This is a genomic window from [Acidovorax] ebreus TPSY, from assembly GCF_000022305.1.
Classification (GTDB): domain Bacteria; phylum Pseudomonadota; class Gammaproteobacteria; order Burkholderiales; family Burkholderiaceae_C; genus Diaphorobacter; species Diaphorobacter nitroreducens.
Window position 1 is genome coordinate 636,771 of the sequence record NC_011992.1, and the last position, 15,748, is coordinate 652,518.

At 65.9% G+C, this 15,748-nt stretch carries 14 protein-coding genes; 7 read left to right on the top strand and 7 right to left on the bottom strand.

Annotated features, from left to right (window positions below; translation table 11 throughout):
* Position 1: 1 nt before the first annotated feature.
* Together DTPSY_RS03060 and DTPSY_RS03065 are read right to left on the bottom strand one after the other, a co-directional pair.
* On the bottom strand, positions 2-997 hold the full coding sequence (locus DTPSY_RS03060) for a DnaJ C-terminal domain-containing protein (RefSeq protein WP_012655629.1): 996 nt from the start codon (positions 995-997) through the stop codon (positions 2-4).
* 125 nt (positions 998-1,122) lie between these two features.
* Complete coding sequence (locus DTPSY_RS03065; protein WP_012655630.1) at positions 1,123-1,614, bottom strand: Lrp/AsnC family transcriptional regulator; 492 nt, start codon at positions 1,612-1,614, stop codon at positions 1,123-1,125.
* Positions 1,615-1,750: 136 nt separating this feature from the next.
* On the opposite strand from DTPSY_RS03065, the gene glmS reads away from it, so the two are divergent.
* Positions 1,751-3,661, top strand: a complete 1,911-nt coding sequence (gene glmS, locus DTPSY_RS03070) for a glutamine--fructose-6-phosphate transaminase (isomerizing) (protein ID WP_012655631.1) — start codon at positions 1,751-1,753, stop codon at positions 3,659-3,661.
* A gap of 165 nt (positions 3,662-3,826) precedes the next feature.
* Here glmS and DTPSY_RS03075 read toward each other — a convergent pair whose 3' ends face one another.
* Entirely contained in the window at positions 3,827-4,462 is a 636-nt protein-coding gene (locus DTPSY_RS03075; protein WP_012655632.1) for an NAD(P)-dependent oxidoreductase, read from the bottom strand.
* A 115-nt stretch (positions 4,463-4,577) separates the two neighbouring features.
* Between DTPSY_RS03075 and DTPSY_RS03080 the strand changes: the two genes are divergently transcribed.
* Complete coding sequence (locus DTPSY_RS03080) at positions 4,578-5,480, top strand: LysR family transcriptional regulator (RefSeq protein WP_012655633.1); 903 nt, start codon at positions 4,578-4,580, stop codon at positions 5,478-5,480.
* Positions 5,481-5,574: 94 nt separating this feature from the next.
* Here the strand turns inward: DTPSY_RS03080 and DTPSY_RS03085 are convergent, their stop codons facing one another.
* Positions 5,575-6,165 carry a DUF4256 domain-containing protein gene (locus DTPSY_RS03085; RefSeq protein ID WP_012655634.1) on the bottom strand — a complete coding sequence of 197 codons (591 nt, stop codon included), beginning with the start codon at positions 6,163-6,165 and terminating at the stop codon, positions 5,575-5,577.
* A 385-nt stretch (positions 6,166-6,550) separates the two neighbouring features.
* Here DTPSY_RS03085 and DTPSY_RS03090 point away from each other — a divergent pair, with 385 nt between their 5' ends.
* Positions 6,551-7,612 carry an NAD(P)-dependent alcohol dehydrogenase gene (locus DTPSY_RS03090; protein WP_012655635.1) on the top strand — a complete coding sequence of 354 codons (1,062 nt, stop codon included), beginning with the start codon at positions 6,551-6,553 and terminating at the stop codon, positions 7,610-7,612.
* Here DTPSY_RS03090 and infA read toward each other — a convergent pair.
* Positions 7,609-7,878, bottom strand: a complete 270-nt coding sequence (infA, locus tag DTPSY_RS03095) for a translation initiation factor IF-1 (RefSeq protein ID WP_011804098.1) — start codon at positions 7,876-7,878, stop codon at positions 7,609-7,611. The genes DTPSY_RS03090 and infA overlap by 4 nt on opposite strands.
* A 504-nt stretch (positions 7,879-8,382) precedes the next feature.
* Here infA and DTPSY_RS03100 point away from each other — a divergent pair.
* From DTPSY_RS03100 to DTPSY_RS03115, 4 genes are read left to right on the top strand one after another with little or no spacing between them, the layout of a single operon-like run.
* Positions 8,383-11,796, top strand: coding sequence for a response regulator (locus DTPSY_RS03100; protein WP_012655636.1), 3,414 nt, complete (start codon positions 8,383-8,385; stop codon positions 11,794-11,796).
* A gap of 43 nt (positions 11,797-11,839) precedes the next feature.
* Positions 11,840-12,673, top strand: a complete 834-nt coding sequence (locus tag DTPSY_RS03105) for a CheR family methyltransferase (RefSeq protein WP_012655637.1) — start codon at positions 11,840-11,842, stop codon at positions 12,671-12,673.
* Complete coding sequence (locus DTPSY_RS03110; protein ID WP_012655638.1) at positions 12,670-13,269, top strand: chemotaxis protein CheB; 600 nt, start codon at positions 12,670-12,672, stop codon at positions 13,267-13,269. The genes DTPSY_RS03105 and DTPSY_RS03110 overlap by 4 nt, the downstream gene beginning before the upstream one ends.
* The gene (locus tag DTPSY_RS03115; protein ID WP_012655639.1) at positions 13,266-14,414 is read left to right on the top strand and encodes a hybrid sensor histidine kinase/response regulator; all 1,149 of its coding nucleotides are present in this window, start codon (positions 13,266-13,268) and stop codon (positions 14,412-14,414) included. Before DTPSY_RS03110 ends, DTPSY_RS03115 begins: the two co-directional genes overlap by 4 nt.
* Before the next feature lie 52 nt (positions 14,415-14,466).
* On the opposite strand, the gene DTPSY_RS03120 is transcribed toward DTPSY_RS03115, so the two are convergent.
* Together DTPSY_RS03120 and alkB are read right to left on the bottom strand one after the other, a co-directional pair.
* Complete coding sequence (locus DTPSY_RS03120; protein ID WP_012655640.1) at positions 14,467-14,838, bottom strand: response regulator; 372 nt, start codon at positions 14,836-14,838, stop codon at positions 14,467-14,469.
* A gap of 159 nt (positions 14,839-14,997) precedes the next feature.
* Complete coding sequence (alkB, locus tag DTPSY_RS03125) at positions 14,998-15,660, bottom strand: DNA oxidative demethylase AlkB (RefSeq protein ID WP_012655641.1); 663 nt, start codon at positions 15,658-15,660, stop codon at positions 14,998-15,000.
* Positions 15,661-15,748: the final 88 nt, after the last annotated feature.

Here is a 15,748-nt window from a genome sequence, read left to right on the forward strand (position 1 = left end):
CTCAGGCTCCTTGCGTAGAGGGCTTGCGGGGCTGGAATTGCGGGAAGGCCTGCGCGAGCGCGCGGTAGGCCTGCTGCTGGGCCTCGTTGGTGGCGGGGGGCAGGGCCACGTGCAGTTCCAGGTACAGGTCGCCGGGCGTGGCGGCGGGAATGCCGCGCTCCTTCAGGCGCAGCTTGCGGCCGGGTTTCCAGCGCGGCGGCACGGTCACTTCCACGGTGGCGCCGCCGGGTGTCTGCACCTCGACGGGGCCGCCCAGTTCGGCCTCCCAGGGCGCGAGGGTGACGGACTGGTACACGTCGCGGTCTTCGGCGCGCCAGCGTGCGTCGGGCTTGAAATGCACCTCCAGGAACAGGTCGCCCGCGGGCGCGCCGCCCAGGCCCGGGCCGCCCTGGCCGCCCAGGCGGATGAGTTGGCCCTCCCGCACCCCCTTGGGGATGTTCACCTGCAGCTGGCGTTCTTCATTGACCAGGTGGCCGCTGTCGTCCAGCCGCGCACCGCGCAGCGTCAGCGTGCGCTCGGCGCCCAGGTAGGCATCGCGCAGGTCCAGCTCGATGCTGGCGTGGTGGTCGCGCCCGCGCTGTGGTGAGGTTCTGCCGCTTCCATCATGGGCCGACGGGCCCGCGTGCCGGCTGCGCTGGGCGCGGGCGGCGCGGCCGAAGAGCTGCTCGAAAAAGTCGCTGAACTGCGCCGCGTCCATGCCCTCGGCGCCGGGCGTGCCGGTGAACTCGAACCCTGCGTCCCAGTTCGGCGGCGGGCGGAAGTCCTGCCCCGCGCGGTGCGGTGCCTCGCGGCCGAGCGCGTCGTAGGCGGCGCGCTTCTCCGGGTCCGATAACACGGTATTGGCCTCATTCACCTCGGCCATGCGGGCCGCGGCATCGGCCTCCTTGCTCACGTCGGGGTGGTACCGGCGCGCGAGCTTGCGGTAGGCCTTCTTAATGTCGGCGGCAGTGGCGTCGCGTGCCACGCCGAGGATCTGGTAGTAGTCCTTGAACTCCATGCGTCCCTCCATGCATGGCCGGCCCGCAGTGGGCGCGGCCTTGAGGTTCACAGAGTGGAGTCGATGTCCCGGAAGGTCAAGGGGTCGTGCAGGATTGCTATAAATTAAATAGCTGTTGGCGCTTACTAGATAAGCGCTAGAGGTACTTTTGTTTCAAATTTTGCACGGTGGACCGAGAAGAACGCCTTCACGTTGCGCACATTGGCGTCCTGCGTGAACAGCCGCTGCGACAGGGCCAGGTAGCCCGGCATGTCGCGCGTGTGCACGATGAGCACGAAGTCCGGCCCCGGCGAGACACGCCAGCATTGCTGGACCTCGTCTTCGGCGACGGCGCGGGCCTCGAACGCGTCCAGGTGCTCGGCACCCTGGCGGTCCAGTGCAACCTCGACGATCGCAGCCAGCCCGTGGCCCTGCAGCGCGGCCAGGCGGTCGGGCTGCAACAGCGCCACCTGCCGCTCGATCAGGCCGAGGGTGTGCAGCCGCCGCACGCGGCGCAGGCAGGTGGGTGGGGAGACATGCACTTGTTCTGCCAGAGCTTGGTTGCTGAGGGAGGCGTCGCGCTGCAGCAGGTCCAGCAATTGCAAATCCACGGCATCCAGCGAGGAATCAGATTCCATCAAAGTGTGTTTTATGAAGAAATATTTCTTAGATTATGACGGAAGAAATTTTTGTTCATATGTCATGAAAATCAGATCAAAAATTTCTGGAGAGGCCGCCTAGCATCTCGCCCATTCTTTCATCGGAGCAGTATTTATGTGCGGCATCGTCGGCGCGGTATCCACCCGCAATATCGTTCCCATCCTGGTGCAAGGCCTGCAGCGGCTGGAGTACCGCGGCTATGACTCCTGCGGCGTCGCCGTGCACGAGGCGAGCCTGGGCGAAATGCCCGCGGGTGGCCTGCACCGTGCGCGCAGCACTGCCCGCGTGGCCGAATTGCTGGCGCAGGTGAACCATGAACACCTCCAAGGCGCCACGGGCATCGCCCACACCCGCTGGGCCACGCACGGCGCCCCCGCCGTGCACAACGCCCATCCCCACTTCAGCCATGGACCCGGTGCCGCGCCGGCGCAGGCAGAGCGCCCCGGCCGCGTCGCGCTGGTGCACAACGGCATCATCGAGAACCACGAGGAGTTGCGCGCCGAGTTGCAGGCGCGCGGCTACGTGTTCTCCAGCCAGACCGATACCGAAGTCATCGCGCATCTGGTGGACAGCCTGTACGACGGCGACCTGTTCCAGGCCGTGCGCGCCGCGACTGCGCGGCTGCACGGCGCATTCGCCATCGCCGTGATCCACAAGGACGAGCCGCACCGCGTGGTGGGCGCGCGCGCGGGCTCGCCCCTGGTGCTGGGTGTCGGTGAGGGTGAGCACTTCCTGGCCAGCGATGCCATGGCCCTGGCTGGTGTGACCGACCAGATCGTGTACCTGGAAGAGGGCGACCTGGTGGACCTGCAACTGGGCCGTTACTGGATCACCACGGCCGACGGCCAGCCGCTGGACGCCGGCAGCCGCCCCGTGCGCACCGTGCACGCACACAGTGGTGCGGTGGAGCTGGGGCCCTATCGCCACTACATGCAAAAGGAAATTTTCGAGCAGCCGCGCGCCATTGCCGACACGTTGCACGGCCTGCAGGGCATCGTGCCCGAGCTGTTCGACGGCGTGGGCCAGCCCGGGCAGCAGGGCGCGGCAGCCTGGCGTGTGTTCAAGGAGATCGACTCCGTGCTCATCCTCGCCTGCGGGACCAGCTACTACAGCGGCTGCACCGCCAAGTACTGGCTGGAGGGCATCGCGGGCATTCCCACCCAGGTGGAAGTGGCCAGCGAATACCGCTACCGCACCAGCGTGCCCAACCCGCGCACGCTGGTGGTGACCATCAGCCAATCCGGCGAAACCGCCGACACCCTGGCCGCACTGCGCCATGCGCAGAGCCTGGGCATGCGCCACACGCTCACCATCTGCAACGTGGCCACCAGCGCCATGGTGCGCGAGTGCGAGCTGGCCTATGTCACCCGCGCCGGCGTGGAGATTGGCGTGGCGTCGACCAAAGCCTTCACCGCGCAGCTGGCGGGACTGTTCCTGTTGACCCTGGCGCTGGCGCAGTCGCGCGGGCGCCTGACCGAGGAGGCCGAGGGCAACTACCTGAAAGCCATGCGCCATCTGCCCGCCGCACTGCAGGCCGTGCTGGCGCTGGAGCCGCAGATCATCAGCTGGTCCGAGGACTTCGCGAAGAAGGAGAACGCCCTGTTCCTGGGCCGCGGACTGCACTACCCCATTGCACTGGAGGGTGCCCTCAAGCTCAAGGAGATCAGCTACATCCACGCCGAGGCGTACCCCGCGGGTGAACTCAAGCACGGCCCGCTGGCTCTCGTCACCAGCAGCATGCCGGTGGTGACCGTGGCGCCCAACGACGCGTTGCTGGAGAAGCTCAAGAGCAACATGGAAGAAGTGCGCGCCCGTGGCGGCGTGCTCTACGTGTTGGCCGATGCCGATACCCATATCGACAGCAGCGAAGGTCTGCACGTCATCCGCATGCCAGAGCACTACGGCGCCCTGTCGCCGCTGCTGCACGTGGTGCCGCTGCAACTGCTGGCCTACCACACGGCCTGCGCGCGCGGAACGGATGTGGACAAGCCCCGTAACCTGGCCAAGAGCGTCACGGTGGAGTAAGGCCAGGCACGCTGGCGGCGCGGTTAACGCCGCCCGGTTGCGGTATTCCAACGATGCCTATCGCAGGCATCGGTGATTCACTGGTGCAGCGAAAGCCGTGGCAGAGGATCGCCCCGGGTCGGGCGCGAACCGGCACGGGGCTTTCGGTTCGTTCTCAGTGCGCTCTCAGCTCGCCACGGTGAAGCGCAGGCCGCGGTGTTTCGCGGACTCTGCTTCATCCACCATGGCGACTGCGTAGTCCTCCAGCGAGATGTCGCTGGGCCCGCTATCGCCCATGATCACGGCATCGTTCGCGGTCCGGTACTGTCCGGTGCGGGTTCCCGGGTGGATCATGGGCGGGGGGCTCAGCACCGTCCAATCCACATCGGGTGTTTCGCGCAGCAGTTTCAGGGCTGCTCGGGCACCCTCGGCCGTCGCTTTCCATTGTTCAGGGAACGACGGTGTGTCGAGCAATTGCACGCCGGGCTCGACCTCCAGACTGCCCGCCCCGCCCACGACCAGCAGGCGGACGCCCGTGGCACGCGCTGCATCGATGATGGAGTGCATTCCTTTGAGGTAATAGCCATATACGTCGGAGTTGGCATGGCCACTGAATGCGCTGATCACGACGTCGTGCCCATGGAGAACCGCTCGCAATTGCTGTGAGTCCAGGGCATCTGCGCCCTGAACCTCAAGGCCCTGCGCGGCGGGGAGTCTTGCGGGGTTGGACACGATGGCGGTCACGTGATGACCGCGCGAGAGCGCCTCTTGGCGGATGGCGGAGCCGATAAAGCCAGTGGCACCGATCAGTGCGATACGCATGGAATGATCCTTTCTTTGACCCGCGGATTCGGGGTGCGGGGTCAATGATCCTCTTGCCGCATCGTCAGAAAAAGAGGACAAAAAGAACAATACTGGTATCTAATTCGAACCAATCATGCCATCCCCCGTGGGCGATCTCAACCTGTTGCGCGCTTTCCTGGCCGTCGCCGATGCGCGCAGCTTCACGGCCGCCGCCGAACGTCTGCACATTGCGCGTCCGCAGGTGAGTCTTCAGATTCGCCGTCTGGAGAACGTGCTGGGCGCGGCCCTGTTCCACCGTACGACGCGCACGGTTACGCTCACCGATGCGGGGCAACGGTTGTTCGAAGAAAGCGCGCCTCTCATGCAGGGGCTTGAGCAAGTGCTGCAACACGCCGGATCGCGTGGATCGGGTCTGCGTGGCCGCTTGCGTGTCAGTGCGCCTGTTGAATATGCCGTTCAGGTCATGTCGCCGGTGGTGGCGGAGTTCGCTGTCCGCCATCCCGAGGTCAGTTTGGAACTTGTGGTCAGTGACAAGGTGCAAGACCTCGTTGGCGAGGGCATCGACGTGAGCATCCGTGTGGGGTGGTTACGCAATTCAAGTGCGCGGGTTGCGAAACTGGGGGAATTTGGGCAGGCGGTCCTGGCGTCACCCGAGTATCTGGCCCGCTGTCCGCGTCCGGAGGCTCCCGAGGACCTGGCGCATCACCGGTGGATCGCGCTGACCTTGCTGCCGGCGCCCCTCACATGGTCATTCACCAACGGGACAAAGGACATCACGGTGCGCATGGCGCCCAAGCTGCGCACCGATTCCGCTGTTGCCTTGCGCGCCTTGCTGCTCAATGGCGCAGGCGTTTCGGTTGGCAGTTTGCTTCACTTGGAGAGTGACATCCGCAGTGGAGCGCTGGTTCGGCTGCTCCCGGAATGGACATTGCCCAAAGGAGGCGTCTATGCCGTGTATCCGCCCGGCACAGCCATCGCACCTGCGGCGCGCGCCTTCGTCGAGCTTCTGAAGGGCGAAATGCTCCGGAGGGCTTGATGCAGGCCGCAGGCAAGAAGTGGGGGCACTGCGGCAACGCCCGGCAGCGTGGTCTCGGCCACCGGCGAGGAAGCACGGCGGGTGGCGGTGCGGCCTAGACGTTCAGCGACGCTCTGAATCCTCGCGCTGCGTAGTACGACTCGGCGCCGTTGTGGTACACGAAAACCCGGCCGTAGCGCCTGTCGCAAAAAAGCGCGCCACCGCGCTCGCGCACGTCTGGCGGGGTCCAAATCCAACTCGAAGTTTTCTGGTCGAAATCCTCTACCTCCTGTAGTGCGCGGTACTGCGCCTCTGTCAGCAGGGTGACGCCCATGGCCGCAGCCGCTTCGATGGCGTTGCTCTGCGGCTTGTGCAGCTTGCGGGCATGCAGGGCCTGTGCGTCGTAGCACAGGCTCCTGCGCCCGCTCGGGCTCTCGGCCGTGCAATCGTAGAAAAGGTAGGTTCCGTCCGCGGCGGCACTGCCGACGACGTCGGGCTCGCCGCCCGTTGCCTCCATGTCCTGCAGCGCCTTCAGTTTGTTGGCATTCAAGCGTGCATGGACATCGGCCCAGGCGACGGTGGGGTGCCGGTGCATGTGGCTCTCGAACCGCTTTTTCAGCGTCTGGACAAGGACATCACGTTGTGCTGTTTTCATGTCTGCTCCTGGCAACGGCGCCTTCAGCGCCTGGGTGGTGGCTTGTTGCATCGTCAGCGGGCCCAAACGACGACGCATGGCGTGTCCAGCGGCGACCTATTTGGACGCGAGCGCTGTGGGATGCCGACCCCGAGTAGGCTGGCATAGACGTCACGGTTTCACGCCACCGGGCCGGTGCGGAGGTGCGCAAGCAGCCGTTTCACCACCGCACGGTGTGGGGGTGTCATCGTGTCCTTCATGTCAACTCCTTGGTCGGGGGCATGGCCAGGCTGAGGGGCCGTTGACGCGGTTCTACTCCAGCAACGCCCTGCCTTCCAGCGACGCCCGAAGGAAGGCAGGCCCTGCCTCAGGCCGGAAGTGCCGATAGGATTCTGTTCCGAAACGCATCGGACCGAACCTGTACAACAGGGGCGTGAGCCATTCACAGGAGAACCCCATGACCGTCAAAGCCTACGGCGCCCATGCGAGCGACCGTCCATTGCAGCCCCTGGAGATCGCACGGCGCGCGCCGGGCGCGCACGACGTGCAGATTGGCATTGCCTATTGCGGTGTGTGCCATTCCGATCTGCACCAGGTGCGTTCGGAATGGGCGGGCACGCTGTATCCGTGCGTGCCGGGGCATGAAATCGTCGGGCGCGTAGTGGCCGTGGGCGCGCAGGTGTCGGCGTTCCGGGCGGGCGACCTGGTCGGCGTGGGCTGCATTGTCGACAGCTGCCGGCATTGCCAGGATTGCGACGAAGGGCTGGAGAACTATTGCGGCCACATGGTCGGCACCTACAACGGCCCGACCGAGGACGCACCCGGCCACACGCTGGGTGGGTACTCGCAACAGATCGTCGTACATGAGCGCTATGTGCTGCGGGTGCGCCATCCGCAAGGGCAGTTGGCCGCGGTTGCTCCGCTGCTGTGCGCGGGCATTACCACCTACTCGCCCTTGCGCCATTGGAAGGTGGGTCCGGGGCATCGCGTGGGTGTGGTCGGCATCGGCGGGCTGGGCCACCTGGGCATCAAGCTGGCGCACGCAATGGGGGCGCATGTGGTGGCATTCACCACCTCTGAATCCAAGCGCGCTGCGGCGCTCTCGTTAGGTGCGCACGAAGTGGTGGTTTCCCGTCATCCGCAGGAGATGGCCGCGCATGCCAACAGTCTCGACTTCATCCTCAACACGGTGGCGGCGCCGCACGACCTGGATGCCTTCCTGCGCCTGCTGCGGCGCGACGGTGCGATGACGCTGGTGGGTGCGCCGGCGTCGCCCCATCCGTCGCCCAATGTGTTCAACCTCATCATGAAGCGGCGCACGCTGGCTGGCTCCTTGATCGGCGGCATTCCCGAGACCCAGGAGATGCTCGATTTCTGCGCGGAGCATGGCATCGTGGCGGATATCGAGTTGATCCGCGCCGATGAGATCAATACCGCCTATGAACGCATGTTGAAGGGCGACGTGCAATACCGCTTCGTCATCGACATCGCCACGCTGGCCGAATCGGCCGGGGCCTAGCGGCGATGGGGCGAGGGGCGGCGCGGTGCGCCGCCGGCACGCGGCTCCAGGTGGCGGAAGGTGATACGGCCCTTGGTGAGGTCGTAGGGGGACATCTCCAGCGACACGGTGTCGCCCGCAAGCACTCGAATGCGGTGCTTGCGCATCTTTCCGCCCGAATAGGCGATGAGGGTGTGTCCGTTCTCCAGGACCACACGAAAACGGGAATCCGGCAGCACTTCGTCTACCTTGCCTTGCATTTCAATCAACTGCTCTTTATTGGACACGGAACTCCTTTGAGATCAACGGCAAGAGCCAGCATGGGCATGCCCTTGCCTGGGGGCCTGTGAGAGCACAGGCTGCGGAACGCGCCGGCCGTCCGGCGCGATAGACGAGGTATTGCCCGTCTTTTGCTGCGCTGGCGCGTTGCCACCTGCGGCAGTGAAATGAAGGGCCGTATGCGCGCTGCAGAACGCACAGTGCGGCGGATCACCGAGGGAAGGGGTAGGAAGCCGGCGCTTGCCGCTGCGGGGATCTGCTTCCCCGGGCGCGCGTAACGCGGGAAAGGATGGGAGTTTAGGACGATTACCTAACCCTTGCTGACCAGTGGTGGATTGGCCCTGCTGGCAGGTGCGACATAAGATCGCTAGAGGGATACGCTGCGGTGAAGACGTTGCCCTACAGGAGCAAGGGACCCGTTGCTCCTATCATCGCGCGGCAATGTTTACTCCACGTCACACATGACTGTCTCCAGTTCCGATGCTCGGCCCCGTGCGGCCATCCGAGGGGGCATGCCCGTCCGCCTGTTGGTGGGATTTGCTTTGGCGGCATTTGCCGCCCTGTTGATCGCCGTGCTCACCTACCGGTCCAACGACGAGCGCGCGAAAGCCGTGGACAATCTCAACGCGACGGTCGAACGGATCACGCAGATCCAGATGGTCTGGTCGCATTTGAAGGACGCTGAATCCGCCAAGCGGGGCTACCTGCTGTCGGGGCAGGAGCAGACGCTGGGCTTGTTCACCGTAGCCCAGGCGGCCGTGCCGGTGGCCCTGGAAAAGCTGCGCGGTATGACGCGCGGGAGTCTCTTGGAGCAGCAGCGCTTCGACCAATTGCAGGGGTTGGCCACCAAGCGCATGACCGAACTTGCGCACATCGTTGCGCTACAGCGCGAGGGCCGGCGCGAGGAGGCCCTGGAGGCCATGCGCGGCGACGGTCAGGCCACCATGGAAACCACCCGCACGCTGGTGCGCGAGATGCTCAACACCGAACAGCAGCAACTGCAGGCCCAGCGGGAGGTGTGGGAAGGAGCGTTTGGCATCTCGGCCTACCTGACATGGGGCAGTGCCGCCGTGCTGTTGCTGCTGACCTGTGCGTCCGCGGTGATGACCATGGCGGAGTACCGCAGCCGCGAGGTCGAGAACTGGATCAAAGGCAACCTCGTAAGGCTGGGCACGCGGCTGCAAGGTGAGCAGCGCATCCATGACATGGCGGGTGCTGTCATCGGCTATCTGGCGACGGAGTTGGATGCCAGGGTGGGGGCCATCTACGTGACGCAAGGCCACGGCGTCTTCGAGCGCATGGGCGGCTATGCGCTGGCGCCCGACACCGGCCCTGCGGCCGTGCGGGCGGGAGAGGGCCTGCTGGGCCAGGCGCTGCAGAGCCGCACTCTTCAGCATGTGCGCCACGTGCCCAGCGGGTATCTGCCAGTGACCTCCGGCACGGGCCAGGCCACGCCCGCCGAATTGGTGATGATGCCCATCGTGCTCAATGGCGTAGCGCTCGCGGTGGTCGAGATGGGGTGGTTCCGCACGGTCGCTCCGCACGAGGTTGACTTCCTTGTGCGCGCCGGGGAGCAGCTGGCCCAGGCTGTTCGGGGCGCATTGGATCGCTCGCGCCTGGAGAGTCTGCTGGACGAGACGCAGCGCCAGGCGGAGGAGTTGCAGGCGCAGCAGGAAGAGCTGCGCGTCAACAACGAGGAACTGGAGCAGCAAAGCCGCATGCTGCAGGAGTCCCAAAACCTGATGCAGGCGCAGCAGGCGGAGTTGGAGCACAGCAACGCCCAGCTGGAAGCGCAGACCGAGCAGCTGCAGTACCAAAAGCAGCGCCTGCTGACTGCACAGGACGCCCTGGAGGCCAAGGCGCGCGATTTGGCGCAGGCCAGTCAGTACAAGAGTGAGTTTCTGGCCAACATGAGCCATGAATTGCGTACACCGCTGAATTCCAGCCTGATCCTGGCCAAGCTGCTGGCCGACAACAAGCAGCAGAACCTGACGGCGGAACAGGTCCGCTATGCGCAGACCATCCACAACGCTGGCACCGATCTGCTGAACCTCATCAACGACATCCTCGATCTGTCAAAGATCGAGGCGGGGCAGACCTCGGTCGAAATTGGCCAGGTGACGGTGGCCAAGGTGGTGGCGGGCGTGATGGAGCCGCTGCGGGCCCAGGCGCAGGACAAAGGCCTGCAATTCAACGCGGTGGTGGAGCCGGGCGTGCCGGCATTCATAACCTCCGACGCGCAGCGCCTGGCGCAGATTCTCAAAAACCTGCTTTCCAATGCGCTCAAGTTCACCGCGCGCGGCGAAGTGACCCTGCGCGTCTTCGCAGGAGACAACGACACGCTGTGCTTTGCTGTGCGGGATACGGGCATCGGCATCGCGCCCGACCAGCAAGAGCGCATCTTCGATGCCTTCCACCAGGCCGATGGCAGTACCCATCGCAAATACGGCGGCACGGGCTTGGGCCTGTCGATCTCCCGGGATCTGGCGCAGTTGCTCGGCGGCAGCATCGCGGTGCAGAGTGCGCCGGGCGAAGGCAGCGTCTTCACGCTGACCCTGCCCGTCACGGCGCCCCTTCTCAGCGATGCAGGCGAGCGCCAGGCAAAGATGCCAGTGGCGCCGACGCCTGCCGGACGCGCTGCCGAACCACCGCATGCGAGCCAGCCAGAGGCCCCGGCGGCAAAACCATGCGCCCCCGTGCACGTCGTTCCGGATGACCGGGAGCAGTTGGAACAGGGGCGTTACACCATCCTGGTCATCGAGGACGACCCGCGGTTTGCGCGCATCCTTTGCGACCTCGCGCATGAGATGGGTTTTCAGTGCGTCATTGCCTCGACGGGCAGCGACGGCCTGGCGGCGGCGCTGGAATACGGCCCCAGCGCGGTGGTGCTGGATATGAACCTGCCGGATTTCTCCGGCCTGGGCGTGTTGGACCAGCTCAAGCGCAACCCGGCCACGCGCCATATTCCCGTGCACGTGGTCTCCGTGGCCGACTACATGCAGGAGGCCATGGAGCGCGGCGCCATCGGCTATGCGCTCAAGCCCGTCAAGCGCGAGGAACTGGAGCAGGCGCTGCTCCACATGCAGGCCAAATTCACCCAGAGCATGCGCCGCGTGCTGGTGGTGGAGGACGACGCGCGCCAGCGCGAGAGCGTGCACCATCTGCTGGCAACCGACGGCGTGGAGATCGTGGGCGCCGCCACCGCGCGGCAGGCATTGGACCTGCTCAAGGGCAGCACGTTCGACTGCGTGGTGATGGACCTGCACCTGCCCGACCTGAACGGGTACGAGCTGCTGCAGCAGATGGCCGAGCAGGAAGAGGTGTCCTTTCCGCCCGTCATCGTCTATACCGGGCGCAACTTGTCGCGCGACGAGGAACAGCAACTGCGACGCTTCTCCAAGTCCATCATCATCAAGGACGCGCGCTCGCCCGAGCGCCTGCTGGACGAGGTCACGCTGTTCCTGCACCAGGTGGAATCCACCTTGCCGGACGACCGGCGCCGCATGCTGCAGCTGGCGCGCGACCGTGAGTCCACTTTCGAAGGGCGCACCATTTTGGTGGTGGAGGACGACGTGCGCAACGTGTTCGCGCTGTCCAGCGTGCTGGAGCCCACGGGGGCGCGCGTGGAGATCGCGCGCAACGGACGCGAGGCGCTGGAGGCGCTGGAGCGTTCCAACGCCGCCGGCGAGAGCGCCGTGGACCTGGTGCTGATGGACATCATGATGCCCGAGATGGACGGCTTCGCCGCCATGGCGGAAATCCGCCGGCGCCCCGAGTGGCGTCGTCTGCCGATCATCGCGCTGACCGCCAAGGCCATGAAGGACGACCAGGAAAAATGCCTGGCCGCCGGCGCCAACGATTACATCGCCAAGCCGCTGGACGTGGAGAAACTCCTGTCGCTGGTGAGGGTGTGGATGCCCAAGTGAGCGTGCGCCAGCGCGCGGAGACACACGATATCGGAGCCAACACTTGCCGCACCAACGCAAGACCGCAGAGATCGAGCAGCAGCTGCTGATCGAGGCCATTTACCTGCGCTACCACTACGACTTCCGCGGGTATGCGCAGTCGTCGCTCAAGCGCCGGCTCCAGGCCGCGCTCACGCGGTTCGACTGCGAGACGCTGTCCCAACTGCAGCATCGGCTGCTGCACGAGCGCGGGGTGTTTCCCGCGCTGCTGGACTACCTCACCGTGCAGGTCAGCGATGTGTTTCGCGACCCGGAGTACTTTCGCGCGCTGCGCGAAAAGGTGGTGCCGCTGTTGCGTACCTACCCCTCGCTCAAGATCTGGGTCGCGGGCTGCAGCACGGGAGAGGAGGCGTATTCGCTCGCCATCCTGCTGCGTGAAGAGGGGTTGCTGGAACGCTCGTTGATTTACGCCACCGACATCAACAGCACGGCACTGCAGCGTGCCGAGGCGGGCGTATACGACATTGAGCGCGTGCCCGGCTTCACCGAAAACCATGCGCGCTCGGGCGGGCGTTCCTCGCTGTCCGACCACTACAGCGCCGCCTATGGCCGCGTAGTGTTCGACAAGAGCCTGCGCCGGCATATCGTTTTCTCCGACCACAGTCTGGCGACCGACAGCGTATTTGCCGAGGTGCACCTCATCTCCTGCCGCAACGTGCTGATCTACTTCGACCGTACGCTGCAGGACCGCGCCCTGGGCCTGTTCCGCGAGGCCCTGTGCCGGCGTGGATTCCTGGGCCTGGGGGCCAAGGAATCCCTGCGCTTTTCCTCGCACGCGCCGGCATTCGAAGACTTCGTGGCGCCCGAGCGCATCTTTCAGAAGAGAGGTGACGCATGAGGCAGGCGGCTTTGCCACGCGCGCGCCTGGACGCCATCGCCATTGGCGGGTCGGCCGGCAGCATCGAAGCGCTGGGTGTGGTGCTTCCCGCGCTGCCTGCGGGTTTCCATGCGGCCCTGCTGGTCGTGCTGCACCTGCCGCGCGAGCGGCCCAGCCTGCTGTGCAACATCTTCCGCCAGCGCTGCGCCCTGCCGGTGCGCGAGGCCCAGGACAAGGAGCCCGTGGAGCCGGGCACGGTGTATTTCGCGCCGCCTGACTATCATTTGCTGGTGGATTCGGGGCCGAGGCTGTCCCTGTCCGTGGATGCACCGCTGAATTTCTCGCGCCCGTCGATCGACGTGTTGTTCGAATCCGCCGCCGATGAATACGGGCCGCGGCTCATGGCCGTGCTCCTGTCGGGCGCGAACAGTGACGGAGCGCGTGGCTTGCGCGCAGTGCAGGCCGCTGGCGGCGCCACGGTGGTGCAGTCGCCCGACAGCGCTTCGTCCATGGCCATGCCGCAGGCGGCGCTGGCCCTGATCCAACCCGATCAGGTGCTTCCCCCGGCACGCATCGCCGCGCTGTTGACCACCTTGCATAAGGAGGGACTTTCGTGATTTTTGCCCCACCGGCTGCACAGCCCGCGAGTCATCGGACCGGCGCGTGCGTGAAATGCCTGATCGTGGATGACGTTCCTGAAAACCTCGTCGCATTGCAGGCGCTCTTGAAGGATGAGGACGTCGAGATCCTCATGGCCGGCTCCGGCGCCCAGGCGCTGGAGCTGCTGCTGGCCCACAACGACGTGGCGCTGGCGCTGCTGGACGTGCAAATGCCCGAGATGAACGGTTTCGAACTGGCGGAGTTGATCCGCGGCAGCGAGCGCACGCGGCACATTCCGCTCATCTTCATCACCGCCGGCTCGCGGGACCAGGGCTGGCAGTTCCGCGGCTACGAAAAAGGTGCGGTGGACTTCCTCTACAAACCCGTCGACCCCCACATGCTGGTCAACAAGGCCCGGGTGTTCTTCGACCTGCAGCGCCAGCGGCATGCGCTGGCACGCGAGCTGCAGGAGCGCACCGAGGCGTTGTACATCAACGAGATGTTAATGGCCGTGCTCAGCCACGATCTGCGCAGCCCGCTCAGCGCCATCATGGCCGTGGCCAGTGCGCTGCAGCGCGCTCCCGAGCCCGCCAAGGTGCAGGCTCTGGCGTGCAACGTGCAGCAGGCCGGGCGACGCATGGGCCGCATGATCGAGGACCTGTTGGATGTGACGCGCGCCCGCCAGCATGGCAGGCTGGCCATCGAGCCTGCACCCATGGACCTGGGGCAGCAGGCGCAGCGCGTGGTGCAGGAAGTCCGCGCCGGCCACCCCGAGCGCCACCTGCGGCTTGAGCAGCAAGGGGATCTGCGCGGCGAGTGGGACGAAGAGCGCCTGGGCCAGATGCTGGCGAACCTGCTGGGCAACGCCATGCACCACGGCACGCCCGACCAGCCGGTGGAGTTGTCACTGGACGGCGCCGCCGCCGATACCGTGGTGCTGCGCGTGAGCAACGGCGGCGGGATTGACGCCGAACTGCTGCCCCGGCTGTTCGCGCCATTCACCGGCCGGCGCAACCGGGCCGGTCAATACCAGGGGTTGGGGCTGGGGTTGTTCATCGTGCACCAGATCGTGCAGGCCCATGGCGGGACGATCGACGCCGCCTCGCAGGCGGGGCGCACCTGCTTCACGGTGACGCTGCCGCGGCGCGCGGTGGCGGCTTGACAGGACGGGGGCGGGGGGATGCCGGGCCTTCAGCGGCCCGGCAGGTGCCGCCTCAGGCGGGGCTGGCGCTTTGCAGGTGGCTGGCGATCACGTCCAGCAACTCCTCCAGCTCTTCCAGCTCGAACGGCTTGAGCAGGGACCGCACATGCGGGCCCAGCGTGCCCACCCCGTGCTCCAGCGGATAGCCCGAGCACAGCACCACCCAGCGCTGGGGGTTGCTTGCCAGCAGGTGGCGGCACAGATCCAGCCCGCTCATGCCGGGCAGGCTCACGTCGGAAACCACCACGTCGTGCGGCTGGGCCGCATCGCGCTGCAAGGCCTCCTCGGCCGTGGCGCAGGTGACGACGGTGCGGCCTTCTCCCTCCATCAGCAGGCCGATGGTGTCTCGCAGTTCGCAGTTGTCTTCGACGTAGAGGATGCGCAAGTAAGGTCCTTGGGAAGCGGGCTCTGCCGCAGGGCAAAGGGGCATTGTGCGGGGAACGTCTTACGCCGGTGTAAGACAATGTGCCGTTCTGCGAAATTATCGTTAAAAATGGCTACAAGATCCGCCCAGTAAGCGCAAGCAGCTATCAAACATGTAGCATCAGGTGGCCTTGCGCAGCGTGAGGTTGATGCGGCATTCGCCCGTTGCCGGGTGCTGGCCCGGCGCCACCGGCAGCACGCCGTGAAAGCGCAGTCGGTCCACCCCGCCCCAGACCACCGTGTCGCCATGGCGCAGCGGCACGCGCAAGGCGCGCTCGCCACGTGTGGCGCCACCCCACAAGAAGGTGGCGGGCAGACCCAGCGAGATGGACACGATGGGCGCTGCCAGGTCCTGCTCGTCGCGGTCTTGGTGCAGCGACAGGCGCGTGCCGGGGGCGTAGCGGTTGATCAGGCAGGCGTCGGGCACGAAAGCGGCAAAGCCGGCCTCCTGCGCTGCGGCATGTGCCAGCTGCGCGAAGTCCGCGGGCAGGGCGGGCCAGGGCTTGCCGGTCAGCGGGTCCAGCGCAGCGTAGCGGTAACCGCGCCGGTCACTCACCCACGACAACGGCCCGCAGCCTGTGGTGGCTACCGACATCGCCTTGCCTCCAGGGGTCTGCATGTGGCGCCACGGCGCTTGGCGCACCACCTGTCGCACTTCTTCCAGCAACTGGGGTGCCTGTGCCAGCGCGAAGCCGCGCAGCAGCACGGCCTGCATGCCCAGCGCCAGCGTGGATGGCTCCGCGGGGTCGTCGGCAAATAGGTCGTCGGAGGGCGCAGATGGCATGCCCGTAGTGTGAGCTAAAAAGGACTCCAGCGCTTAACCATCCAGCGCAATGTGCTACTGATAAAGGAGCAATCGGTTGGTCGGTGCT